General features: G+C 74.6%; 16 protein-coding genes. 8 read left to right on the plus strand and 8 right to left on the minus strand.

All coding sequences use genetic code 11. The features are described from left to right. The 3 genes from FMEAI12_RS11525 to FMEAI12_RS11535 form a co-directional block, all read left to right on the plus strand. The coding region (locus FMEAI12_RS11525; RefSeq protein WP_235013906.1) for a DivIVA domain-containing protein at positions 1-668 on the plus strand (668 nt) is incomplete at its 5' end. 179 nt (positions 669-847) lie between these two features. Further along, positions 848-1015 carry a DUF3117 domain-containing protein gene (locus FMEAI12_RS11530; RefSeq protein ID WP_006544345.1) on the plus strand — a complete coding sequence of 56 codons (168 nt, stop codon included), beginning with the start codon at positions 848-850 and terminating at the stop codon, positions 1013-1015. Between the two features lie 58 nt (positions 1016-1073). Further along, a complete protein-coding gene (locus FMEAI12_RS11535; RefSeq protein ID WP_112106014.1) occupies positions 1074-2924 on the plus strand; it encodes a leucyl aminopeptidase in 1851 nt (616 codons plus the stop codon). A 93-nt stretch (positions 2925-3017) separates the two neighbouring features. Here FMEAI12_RS11535 and FMEAI12_RS11540 read toward each other — a convergent pair whose 3' ends face one another. The 3 genes from FMEAI12_RS11540 to FMEAI12_RS11550 form a co-directional block, all read right to left on the minus strand. Beyond that, complete coding sequence (locus FMEAI12_RS11540; RefSeq protein ID WP_071059444.1) at positions 3018-3389, minus strand: hypothetical protein; 372 nt, start codon at positions 3387-3389, stop codon at positions 3018-3020. A gap of 88 nt (positions 3390-3477) precedes the next feature. Beyond that, complete coding sequence (locus FMEAI12_RS36590) at positions 3478-4752, minus strand: hypothetical protein (RefSeq protein ID WP_160144259.1); 1275 nt, start codon at positions 4750-4752, stop codon at positions 3478-3480. A 353-nt stretch (positions 4753-5105) separates the two neighbouring features. Next, positions 5106-5768 carry an O-methyltransferase gene (locus FMEAI12_RS11550; RefSeq protein ID WP_020458528.1) on the minus strand — a complete coding sequence of 221 codons (663 nt, stop codon included), beginning with the start codon at positions 5766-5768 and terminating at the stop codon, positions 5106-5108. 91 nt (positions 5769-5859) lie between these two features. Between FMEAI12_RS11550 and sigE the strand changes: the two genes are divergently transcribed. Further along, positions 5860-6777 carry an RNA polymerase sigma factor SigE gene (gene sigE, locus FMEAI12_RS11555; protein ID WP_112106015.1) on the plus strand — a complete coding sequence of 306 codons (918 nt, stop codon included), beginning with the start codon at positions 5860-5862 and terminating at the stop codon, positions 6775-6777. Continuing rightward, on the plus strand, positions 6774-7577 hold the full coding sequence (locus tag FMEAI12_RS11560) for an anti-sigma factor (protein ID WP_071059320.1): 804 nt from the start codon (positions 6774-6776) through the stop codon (positions 7575-7577). The genes sigE and FMEAI12_RS11560 overlap by 4 nt, the downstream gene beginning before the upstream one ends. Positions 7578-8825: 1248 nt before the next feature. Here the strand turns inward: FMEAI12_RS11560 and FMEAI12_RS36185 are convergent. Next, positions 8826-9746, minus strand: a complete 921-nt coding sequence (locus FMEAI12_RS36185) for a hypothetical protein (RefSeq protein WP_131622279.1) — start codon at positions 9744-9746, stop codon at positions 8826-8828. Here FMEAI12_RS36185 and FMEAI12_RS11565 point away from each other — a divergent pair. Then, a complete protein-coding gene (locus FMEAI12_RS11565) occupies positions 9739-10815 on the plus strand; it encodes a S1C family serine protease (protein WP_235013908.1) in 1077 nt (358 codons plus the stop codon). The genes FMEAI12_RS36185 and FMEAI12_RS11565 overlap by 8 nt on opposite strands. Positions 10816-11050: 235 nt before the next feature. Continuing rightward, positions 11051-11587 carry a Sec-independent protein translocase protein TatB gene (gene tatB, locus FMEAI12_RS11570; RefSeq protein ID WP_041255473.1) on the plus strand — a complete coding sequence of 179 codons (537 nt, stop codon included), beginning with the start codon at positions 11051-11053 and terminating at the stop codon, positions 11585-11587. A 310-nt stretch (positions 11588-11897) separates the two neighbouring features. Here tatB and FMEAI12_RS11575 read toward each other — a convergent pair whose 3' ends face one another. Next, positions 11898-13040 (minus strand): Mrp/NBP35 family ATP-binding protein, encoded by a 1143-nt coding sequence (locus FMEAI12_RS11575; protein ID WP_071059322.1) that lies wholly within the window; start codon positions 13038-13040, stop codon positions 11898-11900. 584 nt (positions 13041-13624) lie between these two features. Here FMEAI12_RS11575 and FMEAI12_RS11580 point away from each other — a divergent pair. Next, positions 13625-14098: a MarR family winged helix-turn-helix transcriptional regulator gene (locus FMEAI12_RS11580; protein WP_071059323.1), complete on the plus strand. Its 474-nt coding sequence runs from the start codon at positions 13625-13627 to the stop codon at positions 14096-14098. Positions 14099-14147: 49 nt separating this feature from the next. Here the strand turns inward: FMEAI12_RS11580 and FMEAI12_RS11585 are convergent, their stop codons facing one another. From FMEAI12_RS11585 to FMEAI12_RS11595, 3 genes are all read right to left on the minus strand, one after another. Continuing rightward, entirely contained in the window at positions 14148-14996 is an 849-nt protein-coding gene (locus FMEAI12_RS11585; protein ID WP_112106017.1) for a PHP domain-containing protein, read from the minus strand. 120 nt (positions 14997-15116) lie between these two features. Then, positions 15117-15509, minus strand: coding sequence for a hypothetical protein (locus FMEAI12_RS11590; protein ID WP_235013910.1), 393 nt, complete (start codon positions 15507-15509; stop codon positions 15117-15119). Positions 15510-15613: 104 nt separating this feature from the next. Further along, positions 15614-18277: an ATP-binding protein gene (locus FMEAI12_RS11595; RefSeq protein ID WP_112106019.1), complete on the minus strand. Its 2664-nt coding sequence runs from the start codon at positions 18275-18277 to the stop codon at positions 15614-15616. Positions 18278-18698: the final 421 nt, after the last annotated feature.

Here is an 18698-nt window from a genome sequence, read left to right on the forward strand (position 1 = left end):
TGCCATGCCCGGGTGGGCCGGCGGGATCGCCCCGGGGGCGGCGGGTGGATCCGCTCGGCCCACCCGGGCATGGCACGATCGACGGCGTGGTGCTCGCAGTGGAGATCGTGCTTGTCGCGGTGGTCGTCTTCGCCGTCGCCGCGCTGGCCGTCGGCCGGTTCGACCGGATGGCGCCGGCCGTGCCCGACGGACCGCACACCGGCCTCGGCGCGCGTTCCGTGGCGGCCGACGACGTGGCGGACGTCCGGTTCGGCATGGCGGCCCGCGGCTACCGGATGGCCGAGGTCGACGCCGTCCTGGCCCGCCTCGCCTACGAGATCGCCTGGCGTGACGAGGAGCTCGCCCGCCGGGACGACGAGCTCGTCCGGCTCGCGGAGTTCGCGCATCTCGGCGTCGGCGGTGACGACGACGCGCACCCCGGCCCAGCCGCCGACCTCGACGCCGACCTTGACGCCGACACCGACGCCGACATGGCCCGGCCCGGCGATGTCCAGACGGAGCCCGCCGGGACCGAGGCGGTGCGGGATCCTGCCGCACAGCATGATTCGACCCGGCATGATCTGGAAAAGCTTGATCCGGAACGGCCTGCCCCGGAGCGGGCGGATGCCACACGAGGGGACACTCACGGCCCCGAGGCCTCGCCGTCCGGGGAAAATGGCCGTGGGTAACCGTAGTGAATCACACCAGAGTCCCTCGTTCGGAGCCGCCAGAGGCCCTCTCGGGCCACCGAAACCACTACCTCTCCGTGACCGTTGTGATTCCCCGCAGGGACGTGTTTCGGTTTGCGGGTCGGTCTCCGGGATAATCGTCGTCAGACGCAGGTCCGACGGCAGGAAGAGGTGCACCGATGGCGGCCATGAAGCCGCGGACGGGTGACGGTCCGCTCGAGGTCACCAAGGAGGGGCGCGGCATTGTCATGCGCGTCCCGCTCGAAGGGGGCGGCCGACTCGTCGTCGAACTCACAGCCGACGAGGCGAGCGCGCTGGGAGACGCTCTCAAGATCGCGGTCGGTTAGGCTCGGTGGTCACCTACCCCCGGCCCGGCGGACGGGTCCGCGGGGCGGAGGCGTCCGCGTGACGACCGCCGCTCCCGCCCAGGACGCCGACCTCATCGACTCGAGGTACCGCGCCCCCCTCGTCATCCTCACATCCACCGAGCACCCGCCGTCAGTTGGTGGGCCCGAGCCGGGCGAGCCGCCGGTCCGGGACGATACCGGCGGGGCGCCGGGCGAACCGGCGCCGCCGGCCGGCTCCGTTGGCGCGCCCGGTGTTGCCGGCTCGCCCGGTAGTGCCGGAGCGGTCGGTACTGCCGGCGCTGGTGGTGCTGCCGAGGGTACGGCCGGCGCCGCGGTCGGCTGGGACTGTTCCGTGCTCGCCGTCGTGGTCACCAGTGTCGATGGTGCCGCGGTCGTCGGCGAGCAGGGCCGGAGCGCCTGCGCGCGCGTCGGCGCGGACCCGGACCGCCTGATCGAGAACGAGGCCTTCCGGGGCGACGCGGGCGGTGTCCTCGTCGTGCCGCTGTCGCGCTCCGAGCGGCCGTGGCGGTTGTTCCTGCTCGGCGTGGGCGCCGGTGAGACCGCCGACTGGCGTTCGGCCGGCGCGGCTCTCGCGCGGCGCGGGGGAACGCGGGGGCGGCCCTTCGTCGTCGCCGAACCCGACGCCGAGCAGATCTACGCGTTCGTCGAGGGCTTCGTGCTGGGCTCCTACCGCCCGGCAGACGCCGTCACCGGTGCCACCCCGGAGGACGCCGTCACCGGTACGACCCACGAGGCGGGCACCGAGCCGGCTCCCGAGTCCGCGGAGTCCGCCGAGTCAGCTCCCGACGAGCCGCCGGCCGGTCCGCGAGCCGAGCGGATCCTCGTCCTGCGCACGGAGCGCGCCGAGAACCCGGCGCTGATCGAGGCGGTGCGCCGGGCGCGCGCCGTGGCGGATGGCGTGTGCCTCGCCCGTGATCTGATCAACATGCCGAGCCTCGTGAAGACGCCACGCTGGCTGGCGGACCAGGCGGTGCGAGCCGCGTCCCAGGCCGGCCTGGGCGTCACCGTGCTCGACCACTCCGACCTGGTCAGCCAGGGCTTCGGCGGGCTGGTCGCGGTGGGCGGGGGCTCCCCGCGCCCGCCCTGTCTGGTGACGTTGACCTACGACGGCCCGTCCGCGCCCGGCGGGAGGACTCCCGGCCACCGGGTGCTGGTCGGCAAGGGGATCACCTTCGACTCCGGCGGGCTGTCGCTCAAGCCGTCGGTCTCCATGGCCAGCATGAAGACCGACATGTCCGGCGCGGCTGCCGTGCTCGGCGCCATGGTCACGCTGGCCGAGCTGGAAGTTCCCGGCAAGGTCACCGCGCTGCTCTGCCTCGCCGAGAACATGATCGGCGCGTCCGCCGTCCGGCCCGGAGACGTGATCACCTGCTGGGGCGGAACGACGGTCGAGGTACTCAACACCGACGCCGAGGGCCGGTTGGTGCTCGCCGACGGCCTGGCCTACGCCGCCGCCACCCTCGCCCCCGACCAGATCGTCGACCTGGCCACGCTCACCGGCGCGATCACCGTCGCGCTCGGTCGGCGCACCGCTGGCCTGTTCTCCTCCGACGACACGCTGGCCGGCGAGCTCGCCGACGCGGCCGGCCGCGCGGGGGAGCGGGTCTGGCGGCTGCCGCTGACCGAGGAGTACCGGCCGGCCATCGACTCGCCGGTCGCCGACCTGGCGAACATCGGCCGTGCGCTGGACGTCAACGGCGGGTCGATCACCGCCGCGCTGTTCCTCAGGGAGTTCACCGCGGGTCTGCCCTGGGCGCACTTCGACATCGCCGGCACGGCCCGCGCGGACTCCGACGACGGCGAGATCAGCCGCGGCGGGACCGGGTGGGGAGTGCGCACCCTGATCGCCTACCTCGCCGGAGCCCCGGCAGGCGAACAGCCCACCTGACGGAGCGCGTCCGCGGTTCGGCGGAACCGCGGACGCCGCATGGTGTCCGCGGTTCCGCCGGCCAGCGGGCGGGCCCGGCGGGGGAGCGGGCCGTCAGCGTTCGGAGGGGCTGGCGGAGCCCAGTGCCGCGAGCTGGCGCCGGGCCCAGCTCAGGCTGTCCTTCTCCGGCATGACCGCGGGCCAGCCGGCGAGCGCGGCCTCGACGGCGTACCGGTCGGTGTCGGCGAGGACGTCCACGAGAAGCTCGTCCACGTCGGCCTGGTCCACGCGGAACTGATCGAGGTAGCGGGCCAGGATGCCGCCGGGGTGCGGCTCGCGCACCGAGTAGATCTCACCGGTGTCGACCACCCAGTTCAGCCGGTAGGTCGAGTGTTCGTCGTCCGCCGTGGTCCAGCCGTCCCCGAATGTGATCTCCTCGGACGCCCGGCGGCGGGGATCGGCGTCGTAGAACTCGCGGATGTTCATGCCGTACGCCTCCCCCTCCAGGGCACCCACGCAAACGTCGACCGAGCCGTCGCCGGCCACGCGCCGGACACCGCGACGCCAGGACGCACTAGGACGGCTGCCCGGGCTGCGACGGCTGCCCGGCAACCGCGGCGAGGGCGGTCTCGTACCCGCCAGCCATCTCCTCCGGAAGGATCAGCGAGAGCCGCAGCACGATCGTCCCGCGCACGTAGGTGTACTCCTTGGAGAGGTCACCACCGGCGGGTGCGCGCAGGGCGGCGCCGCGGCCCGCGGCGGAGGCGGGATCGACGAAGACCTCGATGGCACCGCCGCGCTCGATGGCGTCCGCCGGCGCGCCCGCGATCTCGCTGGCGCTGATGCGTTCGTCGGTGAAGGCGAGCCGGCTGGAGTACCCGCCGGGACGTCCCAGGAGGCGGTCGGGGTCGTTCTGCGCCGTGTAGACGACCGTCGTCCGTAGCGGCAGGCCCTGGTTGGCGAGCAGGATCGCGACCTGCTCGGCTGTCGGCCCCGTGCCCTGCCCCGAGCCGCCGGCCGCAGGGTCGGTCGTGCTCGCGGGCTGCTCGCCGGTGGTCGGGCCCGCGGTGGGGGTACCCGACCCGCTGGTCACCCGGTTCAGCGTGTAGCCGGCCGCGCCGGAGAGCACCGCGATTCCGAGCAGGAACGCCACCCAGCCGAGCCAGTTCTCCCGGCGCGGCGGCGGTGGTGGCTGCGGCGGTGCGGGCGGCCGCTGCGCGAAGCCGCCCGCGGCCGGAAACCCCGGCCGCGCGCCGTGGCCGCCGGGGTGTCGGTCGCGGCCCGGATGGGTGGCACGCAGGGCATCATCGGATCGGTCGGGGTAGCCGGGGCGGGCGGGTCCGCCGGATCGGTCGGGGTAGCCGCTTCGGCCGGTCGGGTCGGTGCGACCGGCCCGATCAGCCCGACCGGACTGGCCGCGCTGCCGGGTGCCGTCGTTCCGCAGCCCGGGCCCGTCGGGACCGGAATCGCCCCGGTACCCGCTGTCGGCCCGGCCCCCGGTGTCATCCCGGTGTCCGGCGTCGTCCCGGTACGAGCTGCCGGGCCGGTGCCCGGTGTCGTCGGGGCGAGAGGCGGGACGGCGCGGGCCGGAGCCGGAGCCGGGGTACCCGGGGTCGCGATAGTCGCGGTCGTCGTAGCCCGCGTCGTGATGGCCAGGGTCGTGATGGCCAGGGTCGTGGCGGCCGGGATCGTGGCGGCCGGAGTCGCGGTGCTCAGGGTTCGGATACCCGGGGCCGCGGAACTCGGGATCGTCGTACCCGGCACCGTCATACCCGGCACCGTCGTAGTCGGCATCGTGGTACGCGGAGCCGCGGTAGCCGAAGTCGTCGTCGAAACGACGACGATCCACCTCACTCCGCGCCACGTCACTCCGCACGACGTCCACTCCCGGCCTCGACCGTCACCGAACGGCTCGCGCCGGTCGGCGTGGCGGCACCCCGCGCTCGTCGCGTCGGGATGCCGTACCGCCGGGTGTTCTGGGCCGCGCAGGTCTACTTCGGACGTCCCCCTTGGACGCCCGGAGCGGCCTGGCGGCCATCGCTCGGCCAGTGCTCGTCGGCACGCGGGTCGTCCGGTTGGGCAGGATCCGTGTGGGCAGGGACTGGGACGCGCTGCCGACGGCACGGGCGTAGCGCCCGGCCCACAGAGACTAATCGGTAATACCGGTCTAATGCACCGATCCCGGTGCCGTCGGCGGGGCGATCAGCCGACGGGGGAGGACTTCGCCACGACCGCCACCAGCAGACCGTCCCCGGTCGTGAGCAGCATCTGGGTGAGGCGAACGTCGTCCCGGACGGCGGTCGCCAGCTCCCGGACGGCCACGGAATCCTGGACGCGGGTGGCCGGGTCGCCGGTCTGCCCGCCCGCGAGGATTCCGGTGAACGCCACGATCCCGCCGGGACGGAGCAGGCGGAGCGCCTGGGTCAGGTACTCGGTGCTCTCCCGCCGGTCGGCGTCGCAGAACACCAGGTCGTAGGCGCCGTCGGTGAGCCGGGGAAGCACCTCGAGGGCCCGCCCGGTGATCAGCCGGGAGCGGCCGGGGGCCATCCCGGCGTCGGCGTAGATGCGGCGGGCGAGCCGCAGGTGCTCGGCCTCGACGTCGATCGTGGTCAGGGTTCCGTCAGGACGCATCCCGCGGAGGAGCCACGTTCCGGACACACCGGTACCCGTGCCGATCTCGACGACTGCGCGGGCGCCGACGGATGCGGCGAGGAAGCGGAGCACCGCCCCGGCGCCGGGGCTGACCGGGGCGATCCCGACCTCCTCGGCGCGGGCGCGGGCAGCACGAAGAACGGGGTCTTCCACGAGGAAGCCCTCGGCGTAGGCGACGGCAGATTCCCGTGCGGCGATGTCGATGTCCGGCATGACATCCGCAGCCTACGGGAACGGGAGACAAGACAGGAACGTTCGTCTTGTCAGTGCGCCCGTGTCGACTGGGTCGAGGGGAGAAACATCGGTGTCCGCAGCGGGATTCGCCGCTCCCTGGCCGGCGCGTCGGGTACGTTCGTCGCGAACCGACCGAGAGGCGGCTGTGGCGGCGCAGGAGCTCGGGGCTGGTTCGGCCGTCCCCGACGCGGCCGCCACCCCAGAAGTAGCTGGTTGGGTGCCTCCGTCCTGGGAGGACGTGGTCAGGGAGCACGGCAACCGGGTGTACCGCCTTGCCTATCGCCTGACGGGCAACGCGCACGACGCCGAGGACCTCACCCAGGACGTCTTCGTCCGGGTGTTCCGCTCGCTGGCCGACTACACCCCCGGCACCTTCGAGGGGTGGCTGCACCGCATCACGACCAACCTGTTCCTGGACCGGATGCGCCGCCAGCAGAAGATCAGGTTTGACGCCCTGCCGGAGGACACCGAGCGCCTGGCCGGCCGTGAGGCGAGCCCGGAGGCCGTCTACGCCGAGAGCCATCTGGACGCCGACGTCGAGGCCGCTCTCGCCGCGCTGCCGCCGGACTTCCGTGCCGCGGTCGTGCTGTGCGACATCGAGCAGCTCTCCTACGAGGAGATCGCACAGACGCTCGGGGTCAAGCTCGGCACCGTCCGCAGCCGGATCTCCCGGGGGCGGGCGATGCTGCGCGCCGCGCTCGCCGACCGCGCCCCGCGCGGGATGGCGATGGCGGGCGACGACGGAGTCTCGAACGCCGCGGTGGGCCCGGCCACGGGGCCGTCCCCGGCCCAGGCGGAGACCAGCGGTTCCTGGGAACGGCCGCCGGTGGGCGCCACGAGTCCGGGTGAGAGCCAGCTCGCGGTCGACGCCGCCGCGGCCGAACCGGACAGGTCGGGGCGCCGTGGTCGCCGGACCGACCGCCGCCGAGGTCCGGTGAGCAGTGCCGTCGGAGCCGAGGGCGGTGCTCCTCGGGAGCGGCGGGCGTGAGCAGCCATCTCGGTGAGCGCCTCACCCCCCTGGTCGACGGGCAGCTCAGCCACGACGAGAGGGATCGCGCGCTGGCACACCTTGCGTGCTGCTCCGACTGTCAGGCGGAGGTAGCCGAGCAGCGCAGGCTCAAGGCCCGGCTCTCCGCCCTGGCGACTCCCACCCTCCCCAGCACGTTGACCTCGACCCTGCTCAGCCTCGGTGCTCGCGAGTACCAGGTCGCGCGGCCCGCGCCGCCCGCCCCGCGCAGGATGCCCGCGATGGCCAGCGGTTTCGTCGCCGAGGGATCCGCTCCGCGCAGGTCGGTCCGTCCGGCCGTCTCGCCGGCGCGCCAGGCGGGCCTGGTCCGCACCGGTCGCCCCGCTCGACCGGGCGGGTCGCCGTCCCGGCCAGGAGCCTCCGCGGGCCGATCAGCCTTGCTGGTCAAACGTCCACCGGGGGCCGCGTCGTCCCGGGTCCCGGCCGGGTCCGCTCGCCTCGCTTCCAGCTCACAGGGGTGCGGCGCGGCTCTGGCCGGTGCCGAGGTCGCCGTGCGCGCCGCCGGGCACGGCCGCCCGGCGATCACAACCCCCCGGCCGCGCCGGCACGGCCGGATGCGGCGGACGCTCGTCGGGTCGGCCGCGTTCATGCTCCTCGCGGTCAGCGGCGCGGCGCTCGCGGACGGGCGCGCGGCGCCCCGGCGGCCCGACCAGGGCTCGGTCCCCACGGTCGCGACCGTGATCCCGGCGAAGGCACCGGCGGCCGGTGTTCCCCGCTCGGTCCAGATGATCGCCTCGGTGTCCTTCCCGCGGCGTCCCTAGCTCCCGACAGCTCTCGACGGGCCCTCCTCGAGCCCTCCGTGGCGCCGCGATCGTTCCTCCGCGGCGCCATGAGTGATCATTTGATGGCCCGATCGGGCTAACGCGAAGGTCGTCCACCGGGCTTTTTCACTGCCGAAAAGGGCAGGTGGGTAACCGCAGAGTGCGTGAACGCGCCGACTCCCTCACGATGAGTGGTCTCGGCGGCCTGTGCCGGCGGATTTGGTGTCTGGTGGCCCTGCTGTGCCGCTCCGTGAACCTCTACCGTGTTGTCCGCTCGGTCTCGCGGGCCGCGGTGGTGCATGAGCCGCCGACGGTCCGCAGCGCCGCGAGCCGAGCACATCGGGGAGGGCATGTGGACACCACCGGCGACGACCAGACCACCGATGCCCGTCCTGGCACGGACAAGGCAAAAGCCCCGTCAGTGCCCGTGCCCGCACCCCGCTCGCGGGCGGCGGAGGGCACCGTCCCGTCGTCGGGAGGCGTGAGCCGACCGGTCCCGGCGTCCCTGCCGCTGCACGGGCCGGAGCGTCGCCCTGCGACGGAGCGTCGCCCCGGCCCCGAAGCCCGGGCGGACGCGCCGCGCCGCCCCGCGTCGGCGGCGGAACGGCCACCCTTCGTCGAGCCGGTCCGGGCCACCACACGCGGGAGCGCGCCGACCACAGGCCGCCCGTCCAGCACAGGCCGCCCGTCCAGCACGGGGAGCTCGTCCAGCACGGGGAGCTCGTCCACGACGGGTAACGCCGGGGCCACCGGCGGCACACGCGACGAGACGACCAGGCGCGTCGGCGGGGAACGGGACGGTGCCGGCCCACGGGGCCCGGCCGCTCGCGCGACATCCGGCCGGGAACCAGCCGATCGGGAGGCATCCAGCCGGGAGGCGCCCAGTCGGGCTACGGCCGCACGGGAGGCAGCCGCCGCGCCGAAGGGGCCGGCGGGCCGGCAGGGCGCCGTCCCCCCGGGGGCGTCGGATGGTGCCGCTGCCGCGAAGACTCCGCTCGTCCGGGAAGGCCGTGCCGCCCAGAACGGCTCGTCTTCTCAGAACGGTTCCGCTACCCGGGATGCTGCCGGGCGGAATGGCTCGTCCTCTCAGAACGGCGCCGCCAGCCGGGACGCCGCCGCGCGGACTGGCTCCGTGGGCCCCGAAAGCGTGGCCCGCACGCCGATCGCGTCGCCTACCGGGGATCCGGGTCGGCGTGACACCGCGTCCCGCGCGGGCGCGCCGGAGCGTGACGGTGGTGGGCGTGGCGTTCAGGGCACGGGCGCCGCTTCCGGCACGGGGCCCGCGCCAGGAGCGGGATCGGCCCCTGGCGCGCCGGCTGCCCGGGGAGGCTCCGATCCGGGCACCGCCGCGAAGGCGCGTGTGACGGCGCAGCCGCGGCCAGCGGTTGCGCGGGAGAGCTCGCGGCCTTCGGTTCCGCCACCGCAGGGCCCGCTGCCGTCGGCTTCGAGGGAGGCCGTCCCACGGGAGAGCAGCCGTGAGGCCGTCTCGCGGGAGGGCACCCGAGGGAGCGTCGCGCGGGAGGGCAGCCGGGAGGCGGTCTCGCGGGAGAGCGCTCGGGGGAGTGTTTCGCGGGAGAGCAGCCGTGAGGCCGTCTCGCGGGAGGGCACCCGAGGGAGCGTCGCGCGGGAGGGCAGCCGGGAGGCGGTCTCGCGGGAGAGCGCTCGGGGGAGTGTTTCGCGGGAGGGCAGCCGGGAGGCGGTCTCGCGGGAGACGGGTCGGGCACCGGTCTCGCGGGAGACCAGTCGTGAGGCCGTCTCCAGGGACGGTGCCCGGGGGAGCGTCGCGCGGGAGGGCAGCCGTGAGACGACCTCGCGGGACGCCGACCAGCGCGTTGCCGGCCGGCCGTTGGCCGACCCGCTGGTGGATCTGGTGGGGCCGCGGCGCGCCCCGCGCCCGCCCACGCCGCCGCCCTCGGAGCTTGCGCCATCCGGTAGGTCTGCGCCCTCCTCGGTCACGCCCGCCCCATCCGTACCAGCGACCTCGGCGGCTGGGACGTCGGGCGCCGGGAAATCGGCACCCGTCTCCGCAGCAGGGGGGGCGACGTCTGGTGCGTCCACGACCGATGCGGCCAGAGCAACGGCCGACGCGGCGAGAGCCGCGAGCGCGGCGACGCACCACCGCGCGGCCGCTCCGAAGATCCGCCACGGCCGGCGGGCGCTCGTGATCACTGCTGTGATCGCCGGACTGCTGGGGGGAGCGACCGGTGGGTGGGTGACGAGCCTGATGCTGGGTGACTCCGAGGGGACGTCGTCGCCGACGGCGTCCGCCGAGGCCGCGCCGACGGTCATCGACCCCGACTCGGTGGCCGGGGTTGTCGCGCGAGTGCTGCCGTCCGTTGTGACCATCGACGTGACGGCGGGGGCCGAGGGCGGGAACGGCTCCGGGGTGATCATTCGGTCTGAGGGCTACGTACTCACCAACAACCATGTCATCGCGCCGGCGGCGAACGCGGGTGGCCAGGTAATGATCACTATGAGTGATGGCGCCGAGCCCGTGCTCGCCGAGATCGTCGGACGGGACGCCTCTTCGGATCTTGCGGTGCTGCGCATCCCCGGGGCCTCCGGCCTGCCGGCGGCGACGCTGGGACGGTCCGGGTCGCTGGTCGCCGGCGCTCCGGTGATCGCGATCGGTGCGCCCTTCGGACTCTCGGGGACGGTCACCACGGGGATCGTCAGCGCGCTCGACCGGAACCCGACCGTGCCCGCCGAGGGCGGCGGGGCATCCGTGATCATCGGAGCGATCCAGATCGACGCGGCGATCAATCCCGGGAACTCCGGTGGCCCGCTGCTCGACGCCCGTGGCCAGGTCGTCGGCCTGAACACGGCGATCGCGACGGCGCCGGGCGGGCAGGCGCCGTCGGGCAGCGTCGGCGTCGGGTTCGCGATCCCCATCGACTACGCCGCGTCGGTGGCGGACGAGATCATCCGCACCGGGCGGGCGACCCACCCCTACACCGGAGTGTCGGCCGCCACGGTCACCGCCGCCGAGGCCCGGGCGCGCGGCACCACCCCGGGCGCGATCATCCGTGACGTCGAGCCGGCGGGCCCCGCGGCCGCGGCCGGGCTGCTGCCGGGCGACATCATCACCCGGGTCGACGACACGGTCGTCACCAGCACGAACGATCTCACCGCGGCCACCCGGCTGCACCACGTCGGCGACACGGTGACCGTGACCTTCCAGCGCAACGGAGTGGAGAGCACGGCGCGGGTGGTCCTCCAGGAACAGTCGCCCGGCTGATACCGCTCCGGCCGTGCCTGCCCCGGCCCCGTGCCTGCGCGGCGGGGCACGCGGTGGCACATCGGTGGGGTGGCCAGGCGCCTGGACGCAGGCCTGTCCCGGGGCGGAACCGCCTGGTCGGGTGCGCGCGCCCGGACGACGCGGCCGGCGGCCCAGGTCGCAGTGGCGCTCAGGACACCTGTTCGTCATGTTCGAGCCCTTCGCCGGCGGTGGCAGGCGGGGTACTCTGACCGTTGTGTTCAACGGCGTCGGGTGGGGCGAGGTAGTCGTACTGCTCCTGATCGGGCTGTTCGTCTTCGGGCCCGATCGGCTGCCCAGGGCCGCCCGCGACGCGGGCCGGATGCTGCGCCAGTTCCGCCAGATGGCGAACGGCATGCGCAACGACCTGCGGTCCGAGCTGGGCCCCGAGCTGGCCGACCTCGACCTGCGGGACCTGCATCCCAAGACCTTCGTCCGTAAGCACCTCTTCGAGGGCGACGACGACTCGCTGTTCCCGGCCTACCCGGGCAAGCGCACCTCGTTCGACTCGCTGCTGGGTGAGGACGAGCCGCCGGCCACGCCCGCGCTGACCAAGGCCCACCTGCCGGCCGGCACCGAGAGCAGCACGGCGGCCAAGGCGGGCGCGAAGCCGGCGAACCGGCCGTCGCTGACCAAGCCGAGCCCGGCTGGCGGCACGGCTGTCGCGGCCAGCTCGCCGCCGCCCGCGCCCGCGCGTGTGGAGAGGGCCGAGTCGACGTCGACCCCGCCCCCGTTCGACCCCGACACGACCTGACATCCCAGGCGCCGGATGCGCCAGTCTCCGCAGGACCCCGCTGGTAACCGGCGGGGCCTTGCGCGTCCGCCCAGTTCGTGTCGCCGCGAAGGCCGTCCTGACGGGGTCGGGATGACCTGGGTATCCGTTTTGTCGAGAAAGCCGCCGAGCCCCTGCCCGGCGGCTTTCTCGTATCCGGTCCCCGGTCGCGTTCCCCGCGCGGCGGGCCTCCACCGCGCGGGGAACGTCTCGGTCCGGTCGGGTCGGCTTTGCTTCAGCCGAGCCGGCGTTGGTTCAGCCGGCCGGCATGCTCCCGCCCGCCGCAGAGCGTCTAGCGGCGGGCGGGGCTGATGTCCAGCGAGCGGCCGGACAGGCCGCGGGAGCGGAAGGTCAGCCGCTCGGCGACGGCGCGCAGCGCCTTCCCGGCCTCGGAGTCGGGGTCGGAGAGGACCAGCGGCTTGCCGGAGTCGCCGCCCTGCCGGAGGCGGACGTCCACCGGGACCTGGGCGAGCAGCGGCACCTCGTGGCCGAGCACCCTGGTCAGCCGCTCGGCGACGGCCGCGCCGCCGCCCTCGCCGAACACGTCGACGCGCTCGCCGCAGTGCGGGCACGGCATGTAGGCCATGTTCTCGACCACGCCGACGACGTTCTGGTGGGTCTGGACGGCGATCGTCCCGGCGCGCTCGGCGACCTCGGTCGCGGCGAGCTGGGGTGTGGTCACCAGTAGCAGCTCGGACGAGGGAACCAGCTGGGCCAGGGAGATCGCGATGTCCCCGGTGCCGGGCGGCAGGTCGAGGAGCAGGACGTCGAGGTCGCCCCAGAAGACGTCCGAGAGGAACTGCTCGAGGGCTCGGTGCAGCATCGGGCCGCGCCAGGTGACGGGCTGGTTGCCGCGGGTGAACATGCCGGTCGAGATGACCTTCACGCCGTGGGCCTGCGGTGGCATGATCATTTTTTCGACCTGCGTGGGTGCGCGGTCGATGCCCAGCATCCGGGGGACGGAGTGGCCGTAGATGTCCGCGTCGAGGACGCCGACGGCGAGCCCCGACCGGGCCATCGCGGCCGCCAGGTTGACGGTGACCGACGACTTGCCGACGCCGCCCTTGCCGCTGGCCACCCCGTAGACCCTGGTCATCGACCCGGGCTGCGCGAAGGGGATGACCCGCTGCGGGGTGCCGCCCCGCAGCTTCTCGTGCAGGGCCGTCCGCTGCTCGGCGGTCATCACCTCGAGGGTCACCCGTACGTCCCGGGCGCCGTCCACACCACTGACGGCGCGGGTGACCCGGGATGTGATCTCATCCCGCATCGGGCAGCCGGAGACGGTCAACAGGACGACCACATCGACAGATCCGTCGTCACGAACGTGGACCGAATCCACCATGTCCAGTTCGGTGATCGGCCGTCCGATCTCCGGGTCCAGCACGGTCGCGAGGGCGGACTGGATGGCGTCGGACGAAGGCAGGGCTGGTGGCAAGGGAAACCTCGGTCGCGGGTCGACATCCTCGGTCGTGGCCGACCTCGGATGTGGCATAGCGGGGGGGCTGTGACATTGCGGGGGCTCGGGGTGCCGGACCGTGCTCGACGGGTCCGGCGCAGTCGTGTTCGGGATCGGCCCGCCGGGGTGTGTACCGCCGGGACGGGCGAGTGGACGGGTCACGTTGCGCAGATCGCGTGTAGGTCGTGTACCGGGTGCGACCTCGTTCCACGATAGCCCGCGCATGGGCGGCTGGGCCGGCCCGGCAGTGGGGGGCGGAACACGGTGGGGCAGGCGGTGCCCGGCGTGCGGGAATGCGGGGACCCGGGTGGCACGTTCGGCCGGGCGCATGGGTACAGCCGGGCACAGTGGTGCGGTCGGCCCTTGACGGCGCCTGAGATCCGGGCGGGACCGTACCGACTCGTCGTACTCTGATCCACGTGGGGCGGGAGAATTCGACCGTGGCCGAGCAGAAGGTGGCCGAACCCGGGAGATCCGAGTCCGGGAGATCCGAGCCCGGGCGGGCCCAGTCCGAGCCGGCTGGGTCTGGGCCGGCTGGATCCGGGCTGGCCGAGCCGAGATGGATGGTGGACGCCCGCGGCATGCGAGCCTGGCGGCAGCTCCTGCGGGCGCACGCGCACGCCACGCGGCTCCTGGAAGCCGAGCTCGAGGCCGCGCACCAGCTCCCGCTCGCCTCCTACGACGTCCTCGTGCAGCTTGCCGAGGCACCTGGGTACCAGCTCCGGATGAGCGAGCTGGCGCAGAAGGTGCTGCTGTCCCGCAGTGGGCTGACCCGGCTGGTCGACCGCCTGGAGCGAGAGGGCCTGGTGGAACGCCGCTCCTGCCCGTCGGACGCCCGCGGCACGCTGGCGACGCTCACCGACGCGGGGCTGAAGCGGCTGAGGGACGCCTCGGGAACCCACCTCCGAGGTGTGGCGCGGCACGTTCTCGACCATTTCACCCCGCAGGAGCAGGATCTCCTCGGGGATCTGCTGAGCCGGCTCGGCGGTCCCGAACCCACGCCCGCGCCCGGCACCGGCTGCGGCTCCGGCGTCTGACCGCCCGCCGCCCCGCGGTGGACGGCCGCCGGCCCCGTCGCCGGGTTCGCTAAGCCCGGATCGGGCTGGACCCGCTGGCCTTCGCGACCAGCGCCTCGTAGCTGTCCCTGGATGTCGTCTCCGACCCGAGGTCCCGCCGATCGCGGTCGCCGTGGAAGTCGCTCGAGCCGGTGGTCACCAGACCGAGATCGGCGGCGATCTCCCGCAGCCGGGCCCGGGCCCACGGTGTGTGATCCGGGTGGTCCACCTCGACGCCGGTCAGCCCGTCCCGGGCCATGGCGGCGATGATGTCGGGCCCGACGGTCTCGCCGCGGGAGGTGGCGAACGGGTGCGCGAACACACTCACACCCCCGGCGTCCCGGATCAGCCGCAGCGTCTCGTGGACGTCCGGCTGGATCTTCTCGACCCAGAAGCGCCCACCCGCGCCGATCCACTCGCGGCTGAACGCGCTGTTCACGTCGGGTACCAGTCCCGCCTCCACCAGCGCGGCCGCCACGTGTGGACGTCCGACGGTGCCCCGGGCCAGCTCCTGGACCCGCTCCCAGCGCACCGGGTGACCGGCCGCGGCGAGCCGCTCCACCATCCGGCGGGCGTGCGTGGCCCGCTCCTCCCGCAGCCGGGCCCGGACGGCGGCGAACCGGGGCTCGGCCCGGTCGAACAGGTAGGCCAGGACGTGCATCGAGATCTGGTGCCCGTTCACCGCGACCCGGCAGGAGATCTCCGCACCGGGCACCAGCGTCATACCGGCAGGTAGCGCCGCCGCGGCCCGGTCGATCCCGCCGGTGGTGTCGTGGTCGGTCAGCGCGAGCACCTCGAGGCCCGTCGCGGCGGCGAGCCGGACGAGCTCCGCCGGGCTGACCGACCCGTCCGACGCGGTCGAATGGGTGTGCAGGTCGATTCCGGAGGACGGGCCGGGGACCAGGCCGGACGTCGGGCCGGGACCGGCGGTCGGGGCGGGACCAGAGGCCGGGGCGGGAGTTGTGGGCAGCGCGACCTCCTTGAGCCGATCCGACCCACACTATCCGCCCGTCCGGCCACCCTCCGCCGGCGTGACGGCCTGTGCGCGCCCCGCCATCAGCCTGGGCAGGAGCGAGCAGAGGTCCTGGTGCCAGCGGCGCAGCTCGGCGGCGGTGGGAGCCAGCTCGTAGGCATGCTGATGGCCGGCCCGGGACAGCGCGTACCAGGCGGCGCCGGCCTCGTCCGCGGCACCCGGATCGGTGAAACTCGGCAGCACCAGCAGCTGGGCCCGCATCGAGAGCCGGACGAGCTCCGGCCGGCCGTGCGCCCGCCACACCTCGTCGACGGCCTGCTCCACGGCGAGCCGCAGCAGCCAGGCGCACAGCCGCGGCCACGACCCGTCCGCCGCCGGGGTCTCCCGCCGTAGTAGGCGGTCGGCCTCGGCGAGCGCCACCGCGGGGTCCAGCCGCAGGTCCGGCGACGGCGACGGCGACTGCGGCGGCGAAGGTGACCGCGAAGGCGAAGGCGACCGCGGCGACGCCGGCCGCCGGCCGCGGGTCAATCCAGGGTCCGGATGTGGTCCGTGAGCCGGCCGGTGTCGCGGACCAGGCTCAGCAGGTTGCCGTCGTACCCGACGTGCACGCCGTCCCGGACGGCCCGGAACGTGTCGGCGGCCCACGGCGCGTGGCCGTCGAGGCGGCGCAGGACGCCGCGGGCCCGGCGCGCGTCGTCGAACAGGGCCAGGGCGGCCTTCTCGCTCACCGAGTGCGCCGCCGCGAGCGCCGCCTCGACCTCGGCGTGGCGCGCCCCCGCACCGAGCCGGCGCCGCCGGACCACCTCGTTGCACGCCGTCTCCACCGCCGAGCGGCACATCGCCGGGACGAGCATCATCGCCAGGTCGCGGGGCAGGTCACCGGTCCGGGCAAGCGCCCGCGCGTCCGCGAGATGGCGCCCGACCGGATCGAGGTTCCCGCGCAGCCGCACCAGCGACCCCTCGCGACGGACCACGTCGAGCACCGTCGCCGGCAGCCGCAGCCGGCGCACCGCGTCGGCCAGCCGATCATCATGGGTGAGGACGACGACCTGCCGAGTCTCGGCAACCTGGGCGAGTACGCGGGCCAGCCCGTCGACCTTCGCCGGGTCCATCGACTGCACCGGGTCGTCGATGACGAGGAAACGGAACGGGCTCGCGTCGCTGGTCGCGCGGGGCAGGAACAGCGCCAGCCCCAGCGCGTGCAGCTCGCCCTGGCTCATCACGCCGAGCGCGGCGCCGTCCACCCCGTCGACGGTGACGTCGAGGTCGACACGCCGCTGGTTGGCACTGCCGGTGAGGCGCACCGGGCCCAGGTCGACGTTGCTCTCCTGGCGCAGCATCGACCAGATCTGGGCCGACCGCTGCGCGAAGGGCCGCATCCGCTCGTCCCGCAGCCGCTGGGTCGCCTCCCGCAGCCAGTCAAGAGCCTGTCGGACGTCGGCCAGCGCGTCGGCGTCGGCATCGACCGCCCGCGCCGCCCCGACCCAGGCGGTGACCCGGGCAGCGAGCGGACGCCAGTCGGCGTCGGCGCGGTCGAGCTCGTCGCGGGCGGCCGCCCGCAGGGCCTCGACCGCCCGCAGCAGCGGAGGGTGGGCGGACTCCAGCCCGTCCGCGACGGCCAGCGGGTCGGAGTCGTCGCGCAGCCGTGCCCACCGGCGCCAGGCCATGCCCGCGGCCGCGGCCAGCGCGGCCAGCACGTCCGTGCTCCCATCGGCGGTCAGCGGCCCGGAGGGAGCCAGGGGCACGGAGGGAGCCAGCGGCTCAGGGGTGGTCAGCGGCTCGGGGGCGGGTGCGAGCAGCAGCGCGACGTCGGCCAGCGCGGCGGCGAGGCCGGCGTGCACGACCAGCACGGCCGCGGCCCGCTCCCGCTGGCGGGTGACCTCCGCCCGTGTCGCGTGCCACCACCGCTCGTCGAGCCGCCCGACCCCGCAGACCGGGCACGGCCGGCTCCCGCTCCCACCCCGGCCCCGATCGCCGTCCTCGGGACCCTCAGATGACGGACCACCCGCGTGGACGGCGTTCTGGTGCTCGTGGTGGTCGAGTGCGGCGGCCAGCAGGTCGGTGAGGCGGGCCGCGTCGCCGGCCGCCGTCGCCGCCAGCCTCGTCTCCTCGGTCGCGAGCGCGCGCAGCCGCACGGCGAGCTCCCGGACGTCGGACTCCGCCGGCACCCGCAGCCCCAGCAGTTCCCGCAGCACCGCCGGCTCCCGCAGCAACGTCGGCTCCCGCGGTGCCGTCGGCTTCGCGGGTGGCGCGGTGCTCGGCGCCGGCAGGCCCGCCGCGACGGCCCAGGCTCGGTCGAGATCGGGACGTGCGGCGTCCCGCAACGCGTCGGCGGCCTCGACTGCCCGCGGGTCCGTGCTGCGCCGCAGCGCCGCGAGCAGGGCGGTGTGCTCCTCCCGCGAGCGGCGCGCGGCCTCGGTGAACCGGCTGCGCGCCGAGCTCAGGCGCCGCGCCGTGTCGACCATCTCGTCCAGCCCGAGGATCGCGTGCAGCGCATCGAACATCGCGCTGGGACGTCCGCCGAGGAGATCGCCCAGTTCGGCGTAGGACAGGAACGGCCGGTAGGTGGACAGAGCCCAGTCCCACCCGGACGGTGACCACGCCCCGCCGTCCGAGGCGCGGATCTCGCCGGCGCCCTCGTCCAGACCGGCGCCCTCCGGCCAGGTCCGGGTGACGGTGACCGGCCCGGGTCGACCCTCCACCGTGCAGGTGATCTCGACCCGCGCGGGCCCGGTGCTGTGCAGATTGCGCCAGCCGCCGCGCCAGACGGCCGCCCGCCGTGACCAGCGGCGGGTGTCGCCTGTCAGCGCGATCTCGGCGGCCTCCGCGAAGCTGGACTTGCCCGAGCCGTTACGTCCCGTGACGAGAGTCAGACCCGGCCCGGGCCGGAGGGGGAGCACCGCGAGCGGCCCGATCCCACGGAACCCATGTACGCCGATCGACTCCAGGTGGACGGCCGGCCCGCCGGCGGTGCTGGGCCTGCCGGTCGTGCTGGGCCCGCCGGTGGTGCGTGCCTCGTTCGTGGTGGGCGGCTCGCCGGGACCGGCGGTTCCGCGTCGCCGGGCCAACTCCGCGGAGAGCGGGACGTCGCCGTCCAGGGCGGCCAGGAGCAGGTCACGGACCCGCGCCGGCAGGATGTCCTGTGCCATCTGCACGGCGAGCAGGTCGAGTACCGAGTCGGGGGCCATCCTGTTCTTCCGGTCGGGAACGGGCGGGGCGAAATGTTAGACCCTGTGTGACTGGACCGATCGGGCCGGTCGTCTCAACAGATCGCTTCGGAAGGATCATCCGAGTTTCCGCCCTCGCCGCCGACCACCTCCTGACCCCCCATGCCCCCATGGGCCACCCGAAATGCCCAATTCATACCCTTCTGTGCAACGCGACACAAGCTGTTATGCGCGCTGGCTCCCGCCGCCGGGCGATGTGTGGCGGGTGAGTGAGTCCTGGCTGTCACTCAACCGCCGCGGTTCCTCGGCTGCCGTGCATAGCGGCCGGGCTGGCGCGAATACTTATCGCTTCCGGCCCCTCCGGCCCCTCCGGCCCCTCCGGCCCCGCCTCCGGCGCTGGCGCTGGGGGCGGGGGCGGGGCTCCGCGCGGACCGCCTGCCCG

Origin of the sequence: Parafrankia sp. Ea1.12 (assembly GCF_900465275.1) — a bacterium.
GTDB classification, from domain to species: Bacteria; Actinomycetota; Actinomycetes; order Frankiales; family Frankiaceae; genus Parafrankia; species Parafrankia soli.

Coding starts and splice junctions, on each gene's coding strand:
- FMEAI12_RS11530 (WP_006544345.1), top strand. CDS start 848: ATGGCGGCCATGAAGCCGCGGACGGGTGACGGTCCGCTCGAGGTCACC.
- FMEAI12_RS11540 (WP_071059444.1), bottom strand. CDS start 3,389: ATGAACATCCGCGAGTTCTACGACGCCGATCCCCGCCGCCGGGCGTCC.
- FMEAI12_RS11550 (WP_020458528.1), bottom strand. CDS start 5,768: ATGCCGGACATCGACATCGCCGCACGGGAATCTGCCGTCGCCTACGCC.
- FMEAI12_RS11580 (WP_071059323.1), top strand. CDS start 13,625: ATGGTGGACGCCCGCGGCATGCGAGCCTGGCGGCAGCTCCTGCGGGCG.
- FMEAI12_RS11595 (WP_112106019.1), bottom strand. CDS start 18,277: ATGGCCCCCGACTCGGTACTCGACCTGCTCGCCGTGCAGATGGCACAG.